At 60.4% G+C, this 17,605-nt stretch carries 12 protein-coding genes and 1 pseudogene; 4 read left to right on the forward strand and 9 right to left on the reverse strand.

Annotated features, from left to right (window positions below):
• Window positions 1–2 precede the first annotated feature (2 nt).
• From VCJ09_RS24970 to mtnA, 9 genes and pseudogenes are all read right to left on the reverse strand, one after another.
• A pseudogene (locus tag VCJ09_RS24970) lies at window positions 3–760 on the reverse strand (reverse transcriptase domain-containing protein); the annotation flags it as partial.
• A gap of 470 nt (window positions 761–1,230) precedes the next feature.
• Window positions 1,231–2,916 carry a 30S ribosomal protein S1 gene (gene rpsA, locus VCJ09_RS14965; protein WP_079202462.1) on the reverse strand — a complete coding sequence of 562 codons (1,686 nt, stop codon included), beginning with the start codon at window positions 2,914–2,916 and terminating at the stop codon, window positions 1,231–1,233.
• 151 nt (window positions 2,917–3,067) lie between these two features.
• Window positions 3,068–3,754: a (d)CMP kinase gene (gene cmk, locus VCJ09_RS14970; protein WP_407692971.1), complete on the reverse strand. Its 687-nt coding sequence runs from the start codon at window positions 3,752–3,754 to the stop codon at window positions 3,068–3,070.
• Window positions 3,754–5,976 (reverse strand): bifunctional prephenate dehydrogenase/3-phosphoshikimate 1-carboxyvinyltransferase, encoded by a 2,223-nt coding sequence (locus VCJ09_RS14975; RefSeq protein ID WP_324734673.1) that lies wholly within the window; start codon window positions 5,974–5,976, stop codon window positions 3,754–3,756. The genes cmk and VCJ09_RS14975 overlap by 1 nt, the downstream gene beginning before the upstream one ends.
• Window positions 5,977–6,020: 44 nt before the next feature.
• Entirely contained in the window at window positions 6,021–7,127 is a 1,107-nt protein-coding gene (gene hisC, locus VCJ09_RS14980; RefSeq protein WP_324730941.1) for a histidinol-phosphate transaminase, read from the reverse strand.
• An 88-nt stretch (window positions 7,128–7,215) separates the two neighbouring features.
• Window positions 7,216–8,322: a prephenate dehydratase gene (pheA, locus tag VCJ09_RS14985; RefSeq protein ID WP_079202465.1), complete on the reverse strand. Its 1,107-nt coding sequence runs from the start codon at window positions 8,320–8,322 to the stop codon at window positions 7,216–7,218.
• Window positions 8,322–9,407 carry a 3-phosphoserine/phosphohydroxythreonine transaminase gene (gene serC / locus VCJ09_RS14990; protein WP_324730942.1) on the reverse strand — a complete coding sequence of 362 codons (1,086 nt, stop codon included), beginning with the start codon at window positions 9,405–9,407 and terminating at the stop codon, window positions 8,322–8,324. Before serC ends, pheA begins: the two co-directional genes overlap by 1 nt.
• Before the next feature lie 95 nt (window positions 9,408–9,502).
• Window positions 9,503–12,262, reverse strand: a complete 2,760-nt coding sequence (gene gyrA / locus VCJ09_RS14995; RefSeq protein WP_324730943.1) for a DNA gyrase subunit A — start codon at window positions 12,260–12,262, stop codon at window positions 9,503–9,505.
• A gap of 244 nt (window positions 12,263–12,506) precedes the next feature.
• Entirely contained in the window at window positions 12,507–13,583 is a 1,077-nt protein-coding gene (mtnA, locus tag VCJ09_RS15000; protein ID WP_324730944.1) for an S-methyl-5-thioribose-1-phosphate isomerase, read from the reverse strand.
• 209 nt (window positions 13,584–13,792) lie between these two features.
• Between mtnA and VCJ09_RS15005 the strand changes: the two genes are divergently transcribed.
• The 4 genes from VCJ09_RS15005 (at window position 13,793) to VCJ09_RS15020 (ending at window position 17,591) form a co-directional block, all read left to right on the forward strand.
• Window positions 13,793–15,112 carry a TRZ/ATZ family hydrolase gene (locus VCJ09_RS15005; RefSeq protein ID WP_324730945.1) on the forward strand — a complete coding sequence of 440 codons (1,320 nt, stop codon included), beginning with the start codon at window positions 13,793–13,795 and terminating at the stop codon, window positions 15,110–15,112.
• Between the two features lie 209 nt (window positions 15,113–15,321).
• Window positions 15,322–16,020: a bifunctional 2-polyprenyl-6-hydroxyphenol methylase/3-demethylubiquinol 3-O-methyltransferase UbiG gene (ubiG, locus tag VCJ09_RS15010; RefSeq protein WP_079202469.1), complete on the forward strand. Its 699-nt coding sequence runs from the start codon at window positions 15,322–15,324 to the stop codon at window positions 16,018–16,020.
• A complete protein-coding gene (mupP, locus tag VCJ09_RS15015) occupies window positions 16,020–16,691 on the forward strand; it encodes an N-acetylmuramic acid 6-phosphate phosphatase MupP (protein ID WP_324730946.1) in 672 nt (223 codons plus the stop codon). Before ubiG ends, mupP begins: the two co-directional genes overlap by 1 nt.
• Before the next feature lie 159 nt (window positions 16,692–16,850).
• Window positions 16,851–17,591 (forward strand): YciK family oxidoreductase, encoded by a 741-nt coding sequence (locus VCJ09_RS15020; protein WP_324730947.1) that lies wholly within the window; start codon window positions 16,851–16,853, stop codon window positions 17,589–17,591.
• The last annotated feature ends 14 nt before the right edge of the window (window positions 17,592–17,605 follow it).

Here is a 17,605-nt window from a genome sequence, read left to right on the forward strand (position 1 = left end):
CCGCTGACACTCAAGCGCAGTTTTTCATACAGGCGCCTCAGCAAAGCCATTACCCGCTGACCAGCCTTCTGGCTGCGCACGTAAACGCTCGCATCGTCGGTATAGCGCACAAAGCAATGACCTCGGCGTTCAAGCTCGCCACCCACTTCATCCCGCAACACGTTCGCCAATAGTGGCGACAGCGGATCGCCTTACGGCGCCCAATCCATTTGCATAAACGATCAATAAAAATATCGTGGTCGAGCCGGTCGAAGAGTTTTTCCAGACCAACATCCACTACCACTTTCCGAGCCGAGGGCACGTAGCGCTGGGCAGCCAAAACGGGGCCTGCGCACAACGCCTGAGGCAAAAACCGTAGCTGTGCTCACTGAAGATCGGATCGAGTAACGGCCGCAAGACTTGCAGCAACGCTTGTTGGATCAAACGGTCGGTGACCATCGGGATACCTAGCCCGCGTTCACCCCCGTCAGGCTGGGGATCACCACTCGTCGTACCGGACTGGGCCGGTAGACACCTGATAAAAGCTGTTCGCGGATCTCAATCCATTGCGAAAGCAGGTATTCGGCCGCTGGTCAATATCAAGACCGTCGACTCCCGCCGCACCTTTGCTGGCCTTGGCCCGTTTTCATGCCCGTTTCAGATTTTCTCTTACCAAGGTCTGCTCCAGCAGCCTTTGCTCTGAGTTGTCGGATTCATTTTGCGGGCGATTGACCTCGGCGCTGATGGGACCTCTCACGGCCTCACCGCGCCCAATCTCCATCCGCCCTGCGTTGACGGAAATCAAACTGACGGGTTCTCACACCAACATGGCCTATCACGCGTTCTCTGGCTCAGCCCTTCGTCAAAAAAGACTACTGCGGCCTCTGCTGACTTCTCGCTCCGGCTGGCGCCTTCGCCCCTTCAGACACAATGCGAGATATCTCCAGGCAAGAAACACAATCCTTCACCGCACAACCGCCAGATTTACGTTGCTGTCCTTTGACCACAAGAGCTTCGCGGTTACCTGCCCGCTCGCCCTGGTCCGCCTCGCCTTGAATCCAGTTCCTGTTCATCAGCTCACGGCTTCGATTCACGCTGGCTCCCCACACTCGGTCGCCCTCATGCAGTTGCGCTTCACTTCGTTCGCTGTGGCCAGCTTAACGGCGAGACTTTCATCCGCAAGATTGCGTCCATATTGGGCGCACACAAAAAAGGGCGACCGAAGTCGCCCTTTTTTTGGATTAGCTGAACTTAGTTCTGCTTTTCCATTTGTGCACGGAGCAGATCACCAATGGTGGTCGGACCTGAAGCATCAACTTCCTGCTTGCGCATTTCCTTGATAGCTTCTTTCTCGTCTTCAACGTCTTTCGACTTGACCGACAAGCTGATTACACGGCTCTTGCGATCAACGCTGATGATCTTGGCTTCTACTTCTTCGCCTTCTTTCAGCACGTTGCGCGCATCTTCAACGCGGTCACGGCTGATTTCGGAGGCTTTCAGTGTGGCTTCGATGCCATCGGCCAGGGTGATGATGGCGCCCTTGGCGTCAACTTCTTTAACGATACCGCGCACGATGGTGCCTTTATCGTTAACAGCAACGTAGTCGGAGAACGGATCTTCTTCCAGCTGCTTGATGCCGAGGGAAATGCGCTCACGCTCCGGATCAACCGAGAGGATAACGGTTTCCAGCTCGTCGCCCTTCTTGAAGCGGCGTACAGCTTCTTCGCCTACTTCGTTCCAGGAGATGTCGGACAGGTGAACGAGGCCGTCGATGCCGCCATCCAGACCAATGAAGATACCGAAATCGGTGATCGACTTGATGGTGCCGGAGATCTTGTCGCCCTTGTTGAACTGACCGGAGAAATCTTCCCACGGGTTAGTTTTGCACTGCTTGATACCCAGGGAGATACGACGACGCTCTTCGTCGATATCCAGAACCTGAACTTCCACTTCGTCGCCAACCTGTACGACTTTGGACGGGTGGATGTTCTTGTTGGTCCAATCCATTTCGGATACGTGCACCAGGCCTTCCACGCCTTCTTCCAGCTCTGCGAAGCAGCCGTAGTCGGTCAGGTTGGTTACGCGTGCATTGACGCGGGTGCCTTCTGGGTAACGAGCCTTGATAGCAACCCATGGGTCTTCGCCCAGTTGCTTCAGGCCCAGGGAAACACGGTTACGCTCGCGATCGTACTTCAGTACCTTGACATCGATCTCGTCACCAACGTTGACGATCTCGGACGGGTGCTTGATACGCTTCCAGGCCATGTCGGTGATGTGCAACAGGCCATCGACACCACCCAGATCGACGAATGCGCCGTAATCCGTGAGGTTTTTAACGATACCCTTGACTTGCTGACCTTCCTGCAGGGATTCCAGCAGAGCTTCGCGCTCGGCGCTGTTCTCGGCTTCCAGCACGCTGCGGCGGGAAACGACAACGTTGTTGCGCTTCTGGTCCAGCTTGATGACTTTGAATTCGAGCTCTTTGCCTTCCAGGTGAGTGGTATCACGCACCGGACGGACATCGACCAAGGAACCTGGGAGGAACGCACGGATGCCGTTAACGTCGACAGTGAAGCCGCCTTTAACCTTACCGTTGATAACGCCCTTGACCACTTCCTCAGCGGCGAAAGCTGCTTCCAGAACAATCCAGCACTCTGCACGCTTGGCTTTTTCGCGGGACAGCTTGGTTTCACCAAAGCCATCTTCAACCGCGTCCAGCGCAACGTGAACTTCGTCACCGACCTTGATGGTCAGCTCGCCAGCGTCGTTGTGGAACTGCTCCAGCGGGATGAGGCCTTCCGACTTCAAACCAGCGTGAACGGTTACCCAACCAGCTTGGTAATCGATATCGACGATGATAGCGGTGATGATTGAGCCAGCCTGAAGATTCAGGGTTTTTAGGCTTTCTTCAAATAGTTCAGCAAAGCTTTCGCTCATTTTAATTCCTGTAGATTTAGGGCAGGGGATCCGCCCAAACCACATTCCAGACAATGTGGGTACGTTTATATAAAAGAAGGCACACGGGACTAGGACTGGTCTCCCGCACGCTTCTTGGTGAGCTGATCAGCTTAAGCAGCTGAGGCTCTTGTCATCCGACAAGATCGCGGTTGGCGACCTCGTGCAGAATTAGTTCCAGCACTTGCTCGATCGAGAGCTCGGTGGAATCCAGCAGTATTGCATCGTCCGCCGCTTTGAGCGGAGCCACTGCACGCTGGGTATCGCGTTCATCACGCGCCCGTATCTCGTCAAGAAGACTCGCGATATTAACATCATCGCCCTTAGCCTTCAACTGCAAGTAACGTCGCCGGGCACGCTCTTCGGCACTGGCGGTCAGAAAAATCTTCAACGGCGCGTCGGGAAACACCACGGTGCCCATATCGCGACCATCAGCGACCAAGCCGGGCATTTCTTGAAATGCCCGCTGACGCTGCAGCAAGGCCTCGCGCACGGCGGGCAATGCCGCCACTTGCGAGGCCCCGGCACCAATTCCTTCATTGCGGATGGCGTCGGTGACCTCCTCGCCTTCAAGAATGATCCGTTGCCCCTGCCCCTCTACTCCGGCAATGAATTGCACATCCAGATGCGCAGCCAACACCTTCATTGCCTCTTCATTGGTCAGATCGACACCATGATTGCGCGCGGCAAACGCCAGCAAGCGATACAGGGCGCCGGAATCCAGCAGATTCCAGCCCAGTTTCTGCGCCAACAAGCCGGCGATCGTGCCCTTGCCCGAGCCGCTTGGTCCATCGATAGCGACTATCGGCGCTAGAGCCATCATGACCTGACCTCCTCAGCGACACGGAGACCGACCTGCGCCGCCAGGGCCAGGAAGTTCGGGAACGAGGTCGCAACGTTGGCACAATCATGAATATGGATCGGTGCAGTAGCGCGCAGCGATGCCACACTGAAGGCCATGGCGATACGGTGGTCACCATGACTCCAGACCTCACCACCGCCCATGCTGCCGCCGCCAGTGGCGACCCCATCGATAATAATGCCGTCAGGCGTCGGCTCGACCTTGACCCCCAGTGCCAGCAGGCCATCGGCCATGACCTGGATACGGTCGGATTCCTTGACCCGCAGCTCCTCGGCACCGCGCAGCACGGTGCGCCCTTCGGCACACGCAGCCGCCACAAACAGCACGGGGAATTCGTCGATGGCCAGCGGCACCAGATGCTCGGGAATATCGATGCCATGCAGCTTGGCGCTACGTACGCGAATGTCCGCCACCGGCTCGCCACCGACTTCACGCTGATTTTCCAGGCTGATATCGCCACCCATCAATTTGAGGATGTCGATCACCCCGGTACGGGTCGGGTTGATACCGACATGTTCGAGCAGCAGCTCGGAGTCTTCGGCAATACTACCGGCCACCAGGAAGAAGGCGGCCGAGGAAATATCCGCCGGCACTTCGATACGGCTCGCCGTCAACTTGTGGCCAGACTCGACGCTGGCCGTACGGCCGTCGACTGCCACCGGATAGCCGAAGCCACGCAACATCCGCTCGGTATGGTCGCGGGTCGGTGCCGGCTCGGTGACCGAGGTCTGCCCTACCGCATACAGACCGGCCAACAACAGGCAGGATTTGACCTGGGCGCTGGCCACCGGCATTTCGTAGTGCATGCCGCTCAGGCGCTGGCCGCCGCGAATGGTCAAAGGCGGCCGCCCTTCGGGACCGGTCTCGATCACCGCGCCCATCTCACGCAGCGGCCGGGCCACCCGGTTCATCGGCCGCTTGGACAACGAGGCATCGCCAGTCAGGGTACTGTCGAACGACTGCCCGGCCAGCAAGCCGGAGAGCAGGCGCATGGAAGTGCCCGAATTGCCCAGATAGAGCGGCCCGGGTGGCGCCTGCAAACCATGCAGACCAACGCCATGAATGGTCACCCGGCCATGGTGCGGGCCTTCGATCACCACCCCCATATCGCGGAAGGCCTGCAGGGTTGCCAGGGCATCTTCGCCCTCGAGGAAGCCTTCGACTTCGGTGGTGCCCTCGGCCAGCGAACCGAGCATGATCGAGCGGTGCGAAATGGACTTGTCGCCCGGAACGCGAATTCGCCCAGACAGTTTGCCACCGGGGTTAGCCAGAAAAATCAGATCATTCGAGTGCATAGCGTCCACATAGGCCCGTCGGGCTAGAATTTTGCTGAAATGTTCGCGGGCCACACGAGCGCGGGTAAACACGCCCAGCAATTGATGCCCATCCCCAGCATCGACCGCATCGCGCAAGGCGTCGAGGTCGCCGCGAAAAAGATCCAGGGTATGCAGCACGGCCTCGCGATTGGCGAGAAAGATGTCGTGCCACATCACCGGGTCACTGCCGGCAATCCGCGTGAAGTCGCGAAAGCCGCCAGCGGCGTAACGGAAGATTTCCAGATTCTCGCTGCGCTTGGCCAGCGAATCGACCAGACCAAAGGCCAACAGATGCGGCAAATGGCTGGTTGCGGCGAGCACCTGATCATGGTGCTCGACCTGCATATGTTCGACGTCAGCACCCAACTCGCGCCAGAGCCGGTCGACCAACTGCAGCGCCTGCGGATCGGTTTGCTCCAGTGGCGTCAAAATCACCTTATGTCGACGGAACAGCTCGGCATTGGCGGCCTCCACGCCACTTTGCTCGGAACCGGCAATCGGGTGACCCGGCACGAAGCGCGCTGGCATATCGCCGAAGGCCAGACGCGCGGCGCGCACCACATTGCCTTTGGCGCTGCCGACATCGGTGAGCACGGCATCGCCCAGATCGAGCTTGGCCAGCTCCAGCAGCAGTTTTTCCATAGCCAGGATCGGTACCGCCAACTGGATCATCTCGGCGCCCTGACAGGCGGCGGCCAACTGCTCTTCGCAGCGGTCGACCACCCCCAGCTCGACGGCCAGGCGACACGACTGCGGATCGAGATCGACCCCCACCACTTCCCGGCACAGGCCGCGCTCACGCAAACCCTTGGCGAACGAGCCACCGATCAGGCCGAGACCGACCACCACCAGGCGGCCGATCATAGGCTGGCTGGATTGCACTTTGGTTACGGCGGTCTTCGATTCGCTCACGCGCCCAGCACCTTGGCCAGCGCTTCGAGGAAACGGCCATTCTCTTCGGGCAAACCGATGGAGACACGCAGGTAGGTCGGCATGCCGTAATTGGCCACCGGCCGCACGATCACGCCTTCGCGCAACAGCGCCTGATAAAGCGGCATGGACTCGCGAGCGAGATCGACGGCAATAAAGTTGCCCTTGGACGGGATCCAGCCCAGCCCCAGCGCGCGGAAACCCGCTTCCAGCTGCGCCATGCCGGCATCGTTGCACCGACGACTTTGCGCCAGGTACTCGGCATCATCAAACGCCGCACAGGCAGCGGCCAAGGCCAGACTGTTGACGTTGAAGGGCTGACGCACACGATTGAGCACACCGGCAATCTGCGCCGAACTGATGGCATAACCGACGCGCAACGCCGCCAGACCATAGGCCTTGGAGAAGGTGCGCGAAACCAGCAGATTCTCGTGCCTGGCCAGATAGTCGAGACCATCCGGCAGATCAAAGCCTTCGGCGTACTCGATGTAGGCTTCGTCGAGCACCACCAGTACATCTTCCGGCACACGGTCGAGGAAATAGCTCAACGCCTGCGGACCGAACCAGGTACCGGTCGGGTTGTTCGGATTGGCGATGAACACCACCCGGGTATTGGCGTCGATGGCGGCCAGCATGGCCTCCAGATCGTGACCATGGTCTTTGGCGGGCACCACCTTGCCTTGCGCACCGACCGCCTGAGTGGCGATCGGATAGACGGCGAAGGCATGCTCGCTGAACACCGCATTCAGGCCGGGCGCCAGATAGGCACGCGCCACCAGCTCGAGAATATCGTTGGAGCCGTTACCCAGGGTGACCTGGCTGGGCTGAACGCCGCAGCGCACGGCCAGCAGGCTTTTCAGGGCGAACCCATTGCCATCGGGGTAACGGGTCAGCTCGGCCAGCTCGTCACGAATCGCCTGCAAGGCTTTCGGGCTGGGGCCCAGCGGATTTTCGTTGCTGGCCAGCTTGACGATGGTGGCCGGATCCAGATCCAGCTCGCGGGCCAACTCATCTACCGGCTTGCCCGGTACATAGGGCGACAATTTCTGCACCCCTGGCTGGGCCAGGGCAAGGAAGTCGGTCATACATAAGCCTCAAGCTTCAAGCGGCAAGCTGCAAGACAAAGCCGGGCGAATCCGCTGCTGGCTTGAGGCTTGAGCGTGCGGCTGCTATTTAAAGTACCGCCTTCGGATACGATCCTAATACCTTCAGCGCCACGGCTTCCTGATTGATCTTCTCCAGCACGTCCTTGATCAGCGGATCGCGGTGATGGCCGACGAAGTCGATGAAGAACACATAGGTCCACTTGCCACTGCGCGAAGGGCGGGTCTCGATGCGGGTCAGGTCGATACCATTGTTATGGAACGGCACCAGCAGCTCATGCAGGGCGCCCGGCTTGTTGCGCATGGAGACGATGACCGAGGTCTTGTCATCGCCAGTCGGCGGCACTTCCTGGCTACCGATGATCAAGAAACGCGTGGAGTTGTCCGGGCGGTCTTCGATCTTTTCGGCCAGCTTGGTCAGACCATACAGACTGGCTGCCATATCGCCGGCGATCGCCGCACTGTTCCACTCGCCCTTGACCCGCTTGGCCGCCTCGGCATTGCTCGACACCGCCACCCGCTCGACATTCGGGTAATGCGCATCCAGCCACTTGCGGCACTGGGCCAGGGACTGGGCATGCGAGTAGATGCGGGAGATCTTGTCGACCTTGGTAGTTTCGCCGACCAGCAGATGATGGTGGATGCGCAGCTCGACTTCGCCGCAGATCACCATGTCGTGTTCGAGGAAGCTGTCCAGGGTGTGGTTGATCGCGCCTTCGGTAGAGTTCTCCACCGGCACTACGCCGAAGTTCACCCCGCCCGCAGCCACTTCGCGAAACACTTCGTCGATCGCCGCCATGGGTACGCTGATCACCGCGTGACCGAAATGCTTCATCGCCGCTGCCTGGGAGAAGGTGCCTTCCGGGCCGAGATAAGCGACCTTCAGCGGGTTCTCCAGCGCCAGACAGGAGGACATGATTTCGCGAAACAGCCGCGCCATTTCCTCATTGCCCAGCGGCCCCTGATTGCGCTCCATGATGCGCTTGAGCACCTGGGCCTCACGCTCCGGACGGTAGAACACCGGTTTCTCGCCTTCCGGCAACGCCAGCATCTTGACCCGCGCCACGTCTTCGGCGCAGCGCGCGCGATCGCTGATCAGCTCGAGAATTCTTTCGTCGAGATTATCGATGCGCAGGCGCAGGGCTTGCAGTTCTTGCTCGGAGACTACATCCGTCATCAGCCGTGTTCCTTCTCGAATTGCGCCATATAAGCCACCAACGCCTCAACGGCATCCAGACCCACGGCGTTATAGATGGACGCACGCATGCCGCCGACCGAACGGTGCCCCTTCAGATTGAGCAGGTTGCGGGCCTCGGCACCGGCGAGGAACGGCTTGTCCAGACGATCATCCACCAGACGGAAGGGCACGTTCATCCAGGAGCGGGCATTGAGCGCAATCGGGTTGCTGTACAGCTCGCTGCTGTCGATGGCGCCATAAAGCAGTTCTTTCTTGGCGCGGTTGCGTTGCTCCATGGCCTCGACCCCGCCCTGCTCCTTGAGCCACTCGAACACCAGGCCGGATAGGTACCAGGAAAAAGTTGCCGGGGTGTTGTACATCGAACCGTTATCGGCGGCGACCTTATAGTTGAGCATGGTCGGGCAGACGCTGCGCGCACGGCCCAACAGGTCTTCACGGACTATGCTGACGACCAGGCCGCTGGGGCCGATATTCTTCTGCGCGCCGGCATAGATCAGGCCGAACTTCGACACATCGATAGGTCGCGAGAGGATGTCCGAGGACATATCCGCCACCAACGGCACGTCGCCGACTTCGGGAATCCAGTCGAATTGCAGACCGCCGATGGTTTCGTTGCTGGCGTAGTGCAGGTAAGCGGCGTCTTTCGACAGGTGCCACTCATTCTGCCCGGGAATCGCGAAGTAGTCGTAAGGCTTGGCGCTGGCCGCGACATTGATATTGCCGTAACGGCTGGCCTCCTCAATGCTCTTCTTCGACCAGATGCCGGTATCGATATAGTCAGCGACACCGTCTTCCGGCAGCAAGTTGAGCGGGATCTCGGCGAACTGCTGACTGGCACCGCCCTGCAGGAACAGCACTTTATAGTCGGAGGGGATGACGAGCAGGTCGCGCAGATCCTGCTCGGCCTTGGCCGCAATGGCCATGTACTCGTCGCTGCGGTGGCTCATCTCCATCACGGACAGGCCTTTACCCTGCCAATCGAGGAGCTCCGCCTGGGCGCGTTGCAGAACAGCTTCAGGAAGCGCGGCCGGGCCGGCGCAGAAATTATAGGCTCGCTTGCTCACATCCACTCTCGCTCAAATGTTGGACGACTGACCACTGCCGGTCAGCCGTCGAATCCAACGCCGCAAGGCGCGAGGTCAAGCCTCGCCCATGCAGATCACTCTTCGCTGACCGGACTCTCGTCAGCCGCAGCATCCGACGCATCGACCACATCGACCACATCGGTCACATCGGTCACATCGGTCACATCGGTCACATCGGTCACATCGTCATCCAGAGCCTCGTCACCTTCAAGCAGCTCGTCAATCTCCTCTTCGGATGGCTCCTGCACCCGCTGGAGGCCCACGAGCTTTTCATCCTTGGCCAGCTTGATCAGGGTCACACCCTGGGTGTTACGGCCGAGACTGGAGACTTCACCAACGCGGGTACGCACCAAGGTGCCCTGGTCGGAAATCAGCATGATTTCCTCTCCGTCGAGCACCTGCACAGCGCCAACCAGCTTGCCGTTGCGCTCGCCGCTGACCATGGCGATCACGCCCTGGCCACCGCGCTTGTACTCCGGGAACTCGTCGATCGCCGTACGCTTGCCATAGCCACGCACGGAGGCAGTTAGAATCTGGCTGCCCTCTTCTGGAATCAGCATGGAAATCAGCTTCTGCCCTTCCGGCAGACGCATGCCGCGCACGCCGCGAGCGGTACGGCCCATGGCGCGTACATCGGTTTCCTTGAAACGGGTAACCTTGCCACCATCGGAGAACAGCATGACCTCACGGCTGCCATCGGTGATGGCAGCGGAAATCAGGGTGTCGCCTTCGTCGAGGCCCAGGGCGATCAGACCGACGCTACGTGGCCGGCTGAACTGGGTCAGCGGGGTCTTCTTCACCGTGCCGTTAGCGGTGGCCATGAAGATGAACGGGCCCAAGGCTTCTATCGCACCCTCAACATCGTCCAGCACACCTTCGATATCGTCGACATCGTCCTGCTTGCTCTTGGGCGCGATCTCCACCGGCAACATGGTGGTGATGTATTCACCCTCGCTCAATGGCAACAAATTGACCAGCGGACGACCACGAGCAGCTCGCGAGGCTTCTGGAATCTCATAGGTCTTCAGCCAGTACACTTTGCCCTTGCTGGAGAACAGCAGCAGCGTGGTATGACTGTTGGCGACCAGCAGGTGGGCGATGTAGTCCTCCTCCTTGATACCGGTGGCCGACTTGCCTTTACCGCCGCGCCGCTGAGCCTGATAAGCGGTCAACGGCTGCGATTTGGCGTAACCGGTGTGGGAAATGGTCACCACCCGATCTTCTTCGGTGATCAGATCACCCAGGGTCAGATCCAGGCGGGCATCGAGAATCTCGGTGCGCCGCGCATCGCCGAACTCGGCCTTGATGCTCTCAAGCTCTTCGCGAATCACTTCCATCAGGCGTACAGCGCTGGTCAGGATGCGGATCAACTCGCCGATCTGGGCGAGAATTTCCTGGTACTCGGCCAGCAGCTTCTCATGCTCCAGCCCGGTCAGGCGGTGCAGACGCAGTTCGAGAATGGCCTGGGCCTGCTCCGGCGACAGGTAGTACTTGCCGTCACGCAGACCGTACTGTGGCTCGAGGGTGTCCGGGCGGCAGGAGTCGGCGCCGGCACGCTCGACCATGGCTTCTACCGCAGTCGACTCCCACGCGGTGGAAATCAACGCTTGCTTGGCTTCAGCGGGCGTCGGCGAAGCCTTGATCAGGGCGATCACCGGATCAATGTTGGACAGGGCAACCGCCTGACCTTCAAGGATGTGCCCACGCTCACGCGCCTTGCGCAACTCGAACACGGTGCGCCGGGTGACCACTTCACGGCGGTGCAGGACAAAGGCTTCGAGCATGTCCTTGAGGTTGAGGATCTTCGGCTGACCGTCGATCAAAGCGACTACGTTGATGCCGAATACGCTCTGCATCTGGGTCTGGGCGTAGAGGTTGTTGAGCACCACCTCTGGCACTTCACCGCGGCGCAACTCGATCACGATGCGCATGCCGTCCTTGTCGGACTCGTCACGCAGCTCGGTGATGCCTTCGAGCTTCTTCTCTTTAACCAGCTCGGCGATCTTTTCGATCAGACGTGCCTTGTTCAGCTGGTACGGCAGCTCGCTGACGATGATCTGCTGACGACCGCCGACCTTGTCAATGTCTTCGATGATCGCCCGCGCGCGCATATAAATGCGCCCGCGCCCGGTGCGATAAGCCTCGATGATGCCGGCACGGCCGTTGATGATCGCCGCGGTCGGGAAATCCGGACCCGGGATGTACTGCATCAACTCATCGACCGTCAGCTCGGAGTTGTCGATCAGCGCCAGGCAGCCGTTGATCACTTCCGTGAGGTTGTGTGGCGGGATATTGGTCGCCATACCCACGGCGATACCGCTGGAGCCGTTGACCAGCAGGTTGGGCACCCTGGTCGGCATGACCGCCGGAATCATCTCGGTGCCGTCGTAGTTCGGCACCCAGTCGACGGTTTCCTTGTGCAAGTCGGCCAGCAGTTCGTGGGCCAGCTTGGTCATGCGCACTTCGGTGTAACGCATGGCGGCGGCGTTGTCGCCATCCACCGAACCGAAGTTGCCTTGACCATCGACCAGCAGGTAACGCAGGGAGAAGGGTTGCGCCATACGTACGATGGTGTCGTACACCGCAGTGTCGCCATGCGGGTGGTACTTACCGATGACGTCACCGACCACACGGGCGGACTTCTTATATGCCTTGTTCCAGTCGTTACCCAACTCACTCATGGCAAACAGCACACGCCGGTGCACGGGCTTCAAGCCATCGCGCGCATCCGGCAGCGCTCGCCCAACGATTACGCTCATCGCGTAGTCGAGGTAGGACTGCTTGAGTTCGTCTTCAATATTGACCGGGAGGATTTCTTTGGCCAGTTCGCCCATGAGTAGCCTGGTTCCTTTTTCTGGTGATTCTTCGCCTCGTTCATCCCGAACGAGGCGAAGCGTGCCGCGCGGCTCTAGGCCAGCAGCGACTCACGACAAATCAATGAGTTATGCCATGTATCTGCGCAGTTAAGGCGACCGTTGCCAGCGCCCCTGAAAACGGCCGGATATTACCACAATCAGCGCCCCGCACCTATCCCCAGCCAGCGGCCGCAGCAACGCCCACCGAGCAACCGTGACCAGCTCAATGCAGGCGCTTGCGGCACATCAGTCTGGTCATTTTTGCCGTATCCGGCCGCTCGACCACGCCCTTCTCGGTGACGATGAAGTCGATCAGGTCGGCCGGCGTCACATCGAACACCGGATTGAGCGCATCCACTCCCGCCGCCACTCGCTGACCATTGAGCTCCAGTAACTCACTGGCATCACGCTCCTCGAGAGGAATATCGTCACCACTCTCCAGTGCCATGTCGATGGTCGAACTCGGCGCCACCACCATAAAGCGCACGCCATGGTGCATGGCATTGACCGCCAGCTGGTAAGTGCCGATCTTGTTCGCCACATCGCCATTGGCGGCAATCCGGTCGGCACCGACGATGACCCAGGTGATACCGCGAGTCTTCATCAGGTGCGCGGCGGCCGAATCGACATTCAGGCAGACCGGGATGCCTTCGCCGGCCAGCTCCCAGGCAGTCAGGCGCGAGCCTTGCAACCAAGGACGGGTTTCGTCGACATAGACGCGCTCGACCAAACCCTCCAGATAGGCTGCGCGAATCACCCCCAGCGCCGTGCCGAAGCCACCAGTGGCCAGGGCACCGGCATTACAGTGAGTCAACAGGTTCTGCTGATTACCCTGATGCTTGCGAATCAGGTCGACACCGATCTGAGCCATGGTCAAGTTGGCTTCGCGATCGCTCTGATGAATACCCAGCGCTTCGCTCTCCAGCAGCGCAACCGGATCGTCACCTTCCTTAATACGCGCCATGCGCTCGCGCATTCGATTGAGCGCCCAGAACAGATTGACGGCGGTCGGCCGCGAATCGGCCAATATCTGAAAATCCGCCTCCAGGGCCACACGCCAATCTCCGCCCTCGGCCACCCGCGCGCGCGCGCCGAGCACCACGCCATAGGCCGCACTAATACCGATGGCCGGCGCCCCGCGCACTACCATCAGGCGAATCGCCTCGGCTACGGCCACTGCCGAATGACAGGCATGCCAGGTTTCCTCGAACGGCAATACACGCTGATCGAGCAGATGCAGAGCGCCATCACGCCAATCAATGGCTTGAACCTTCTCTGCCGCTAGCAATTGCTCGCGCATTACACACCTCGCCCCGAAAAGCCGATCATTATACCCAGAGAAGCATCCGCAGGCTGCACGCGTCAGCCGCGACACCAGCACCCGACGCTCGTCGAGCTTTTGCACATTCACTTACAGCTTGAATCCCATGGCTTATAGCTGCGCAGCTTCAAGCGCACGCCGTTCCCCTATAAACTCAGCCTCTCAGATACTCACAGGAAGCCCCAGGCATGCCCGAAGCCCCTCTCGACCTCCTCCTACTCCCAACCTGGCTGGTGCCGGTCGAGCCTGCCGGAGTGGTGCTGCACGAGCATGGTCTGGGCATCCGCGACGGCCGCATCGCCCTGATCGCGCCGCGCGCCGAAGCGCTCAAGCACCAGGCACTGGAAGTCCGTGAACTGCCCGGCCGACTGCTGACACCAGGACTGGTCAATGCCCATGGCCATGCTGCCATGAGCCTGTTTCGCGGCATGGCCGATGAACTGCCGCTGAGCAACTGGCTGGAACAGCACATCTGGCCAGCCGAGGCCAAGTGGGTTGATGAGCATTTCGTCCTGGATGGCACCGAACTGGCCATCGCCGAACAACTCAAGGGCGGCATCACCTGCTTCTCGGACATGTACTTCTTTCCCGAAGTGGCCAGCGAGATCGTGCACAAGAGCGGCATTCGCGCCCAGATAACCATTCCGGTACTGGATTTTCCCATTCCCGGCGCCCGCGATGCCGACGAAGCGTTGCGCAAAGGGCTGGCGTTGTTCGACGACCTCAAGCATCACCCGCGCCTGAGCGTTGCCTTCGGCCCCCACGCCCCCTATACGGTGAGCGACGACAAGCTGGAGAACATCCGCATACTCGCCGAGGAACTGGATGCCGGCATCCATATGCATGTGCATGAAACCGCCTTCGAGGTGCAGCAGAGCCTGCATCTATATGGTGAGCGTCCGCTGGCGCGATTGGCGCGACTCGGCCTGCTTGGCCCGCGTTTCCAGGCCGTGCACATGACCCAGATCGACGATGACGATCTGGCCCTGCTGGTGGCCAGCAACAGCAGCGTGATCCATTGCCCGGAGTCCAATCTCAAGCTGGCCTGCGGCTTCTGTCCGGTAGAAAAGCTCTGGCAGGCCGGGATCAATGTGGCCATCGGCACCGACGGTGCCGCCAGCAACAACGACCTGGATCTGCTTGGTGAAACCCGCACGGCCGCCTTGCTGGCCAAAGCCGTCGCAGGCTCGGCCAGCGCCCTGGACGCACATCGAGCGTTGCGCATGGCAACCCTGAATGGCGCGCGCGCCCTCGGCCTGGATGACCTGATCGGTTCGCTGGAGCCGGGCAAAGCCGCCGACCTGGTGGTATTCAACTTGAACGGCCTGGCCCAGCAGCCGATCTACGACCCGGTTTCGCAACTGATCTATACCAGCAACCGCGACTGCGTCGAAGATGTCTGGGTCGGCGGCAAGCACCTGCTCGACAGCGGCCGACTGACTCGCCTGGACGAACAGCGGATCATCGCCAACGCCCGCGCCTGGGGAGCGAAGATCGCCGCCAAGTGATAGAGCCCATGCATGACCGGCAGGAACCAGCTTGCCGTGCCACGGCATCCCGGCGATAGCCGATGATCGCCAACAAGCTGGCGCCTACAGGCTGCGACAAACTGACATATATCGGGCGATCAATAGACGCCCACTCCAGACTACGAAACTGGCAACATGGATACATTCAGCCCAGGCTTGCCATTTTGCAGCTTCACCCAGGAATATTTATGAGCAACGTCGATCACGCCGAAATCGCCAAATTCGAAGCCCTCGCCCACCGCTGGTGGGACCGCGAAAGCGAATTCAAACCCCTGCACGACATCAATCCACTGCGGGTCAACTGGATTGAAGAGCGCGTCAGCCTGGCCGGCAAGAAGGTCCTCGACATCGGCTGCGGCGGCGGCATCCTCAGCGAAGCCATGGCCCAGCGTGGCGCCGAGGTAACTGGTATCGACATGGGCGAAGCGCCCCTGGCCGTGGCCCAGTTGCACCAACTGGAATCCGGCGTTTCGGTGCAGTACCGGCAGATCACCGCCGAAGACCTGGCCGCTGAAATGCCCGAGCAGTTCGACGTGGTCACCTGCCTGGAAATGCTCGAACACGTCCCGGATCCGGCCTCAGTGATCCGCGCCTGCCACACCCTGGTCAAACCCGGCGGCCAGGTGTTCTTCTCCACCATCAACCGCAACCCCAAGGCTTATATGTTCGCGGTGATTGGCGCGGAATACCTGCTGCGCCTGCTGCCGCGTGGCACCCATGATTTCAAGAAGTTCATCCGGCCCTCGGAACTGGGCGCCTGGAGCCGCGACACCGGCCTGCAAGTCAAAGACATTATCGGCCTGACCTACAACCCGCTGACCAAACACTACAAACTGCAAGCGGATGTCGACGTCAACTACATGATCCAGACGCTCAAGGAGGCCTGATGCGTTTGCGCGCAGTTCTTTTCGATATGGATGGCACCCTGCTCGACAGTGCTCCCGACTTCATCGCCATCTGCCAGGCGATGCTCGCCGAGCGCGGCCTCGCGGCCGTGGATGACCAACTGATTCGCGATCAGATTTCCGGCGGCGCCCGCGCCATGGTCGCAGCGAGCTTCGCCATGGACCCACTGACCGAGCAGTTCGAGGCCTTGCGCCTGGAGTTTCTCGAGCGCTATCAGGATCACTGCGCGGTGCTGACCCGCCCTTTCGACGGCATCCATGAACTGCTCGCCGATATCGAGCAGGCCAAGCTGATCTGGGGCGTGGTAACCAACAAGCCACTGCGCTTCGCCGAACCGATCATGCAGCAACTCGGCCTGGCCGAACGCTCCGCCATCCTGATCTGCCCGGAGCATGTCACCCACAGCAAACCCGACCCAGAGCCGATGATTCTGGCCTGCAGCCAGTTGGGCCTGGATCCGGCCAGCGTCCTGTTCGTCGGCGACGACCTGCGCGACATCGAGTCGGGACGCGCCGCCGGCACCAGAACTGCTGCGGTGACTTATGGCTATATTCACCCGAACGACAACCCGAGAAACTGGGGCGCCGACGTGGTGGTCGACCACCCACTGGAACTGCGCACGGTACTCGAACGGGCGCTGTGCCGCTGCTGAGCGGCTACGGCATACAGGTTCTAAGGCCAGGCATTATCGAGTACCGCTTGCCAGCGCAAGGTTGGGCTGCGCCGAGCGAAGCCCAACCTGCCCCTATCAATATTCAGCCGCGCAACTTGCCGCTATGGCTGCAGCTTGCCGCTCTCCGAAGGAGTCCCCATGTTCCAATATTCTGCCCGCCCCGACCTGCTCAAGGATCGGGTGATTCTGGTCACCGGCGCTGGCCGCGGAATTGGCGCCGCCGCCGCGCAGGACTTTGCCGCCCATGGGGCGACCGTACTGCTGCTGGGCAAGACCGAAGAAAGCCTCAGCAGGGTCTACGACGCCATCGAGGCCGCCGGCCACCCGCAGCCCGCGGTGATCCCGTTCAACCTGGAAACCGCCCTGCCACACCAGTACGACGAACTGGCAGCGATGATCGAGCGCGAATTCGGCAAACTTGATGGCCTGCTGCACAACGCCTCGATTGTCGGCCCGCGCACACCGCTGGAGCAGCTCTCCGGCGATAACTTCATGCGCGTGATGCAGGTCAACGTCAATGCCACCTTCATGCTCACCAGCACCCTGCTGCCGCTGCTGAAACTCTCCAGCGACGCCTCGGTGGTATTCACCTCGAGCAGCGTCGGCCGCAAAGGCCGCGCCTACTGGGGCGCTTATGCGGTCTCCAAGTTCGCCACCGAGGGCTTGATGCAGGTACTGGCCGATGAAGTCGACGGCGTGGCGCCGGTACGTGCCAACAGCATCAACCCAGGCGCCACCCGCACCGATATGCGCGCCCAGGCTTATCCAGGGGAAAACCCGGCCAACAACCCGCTACCCGAGGCAATAATGCCGGTCTATCTGTACCTGATGGGGCCTGACAGCAGCGGCGTCAATGGCCAGGCATTCGACGCCCAATAACACCAGCAAACAGC

This window comes from Pseudomonas paeninsulae (assembly GCF_035621475.1).
Lineage (GTDB): Bacteria > Pseudomonadota > Gammaproteobacteria > Pseudomonadales > Pseudomonadaceae > Aquipseudomonas > Aquipseudomonas paeninsulae.

Excerpts from the sequence above, each read along its gene's own strand:
- VCJ09_RS15020 (WP_324730947.1), top strand. The coding sequence starts at position 16,851 with ATGTTCCAATATTCTGCCCGCCCCGACCTGCTCAAGGATCGGGTGATT.
- hisC (WP_324730941.1), bottom strand. The coding sequence starts at position 7,127 with ATGACCGACTTCCTTGCCCTGGCCCAGCCAGGGGTGCAGAAATTGTCG.
- ubiG (WP_079202469.1), top strand. The coding sequence starts at position 15,322 with ATGAGCAACGTCGATCACGCCGAAATCGCCAAATTCGAAGCCCTCGCC.
- VCJ09_RS14975 (WP_324734673.1), bottom strand. The coding sequence starts at position 5,976 with ATGATCGGCCGCCTGGTGGTGGTCGGTCTCGGCCTGATCGGTGGCTCG.
- gyrA (WP_324730943.1), bottom strand. The coding sequence starts at position 12,262 with ATGGGCGAACTGGCCAAAGAAATCCTCCCGGTCAATATTGAAGACGAA.
- mupP (WP_324730946.1), top strand. The coding sequence starts at position 16,020 with ATGCGTTTGCGCGCAGTTCTTTTCGATATGGATGGCACCCTGCTCGAC.
- rpsA (WP_079202462.1), bottom strand. The coding sequence starts at position 2,916 with ATGAGCGAAAGCTTTGCTGAACTATTTGAAGAAAGCCTAAAAACCCTG.
- cmk (WP_407692971.1), bottom strand. The coding sequence starts at position 3,754 with ATGGCTCTAGCGCCGATAGTCGCTATCGATGGACCAAGCGGCTCGGGC.
- VCJ09_RS15005 (WP_324730945.1), top strand. The coding sequence starts at position 13,793 with ATGCCCGAAGCCCCTCTCGACCTCCTCCTACTCCCAACCTGGCTGGTG.
- mtnA (WP_324730944.1), bottom strand. The coding sequence starts at position 13,583 with ATGCGCGAGCAATTGCTAGCGGCAGAGAAGGTTCAAGCCATTGATTGG.
- pheA (WP_079202465.1), bottom strand. The coding sequence starts at position 8,322 with ATGACGGATGTAGTCTCCGAGCAAGAACTGCAAGCCCTGCGCCTGCGC.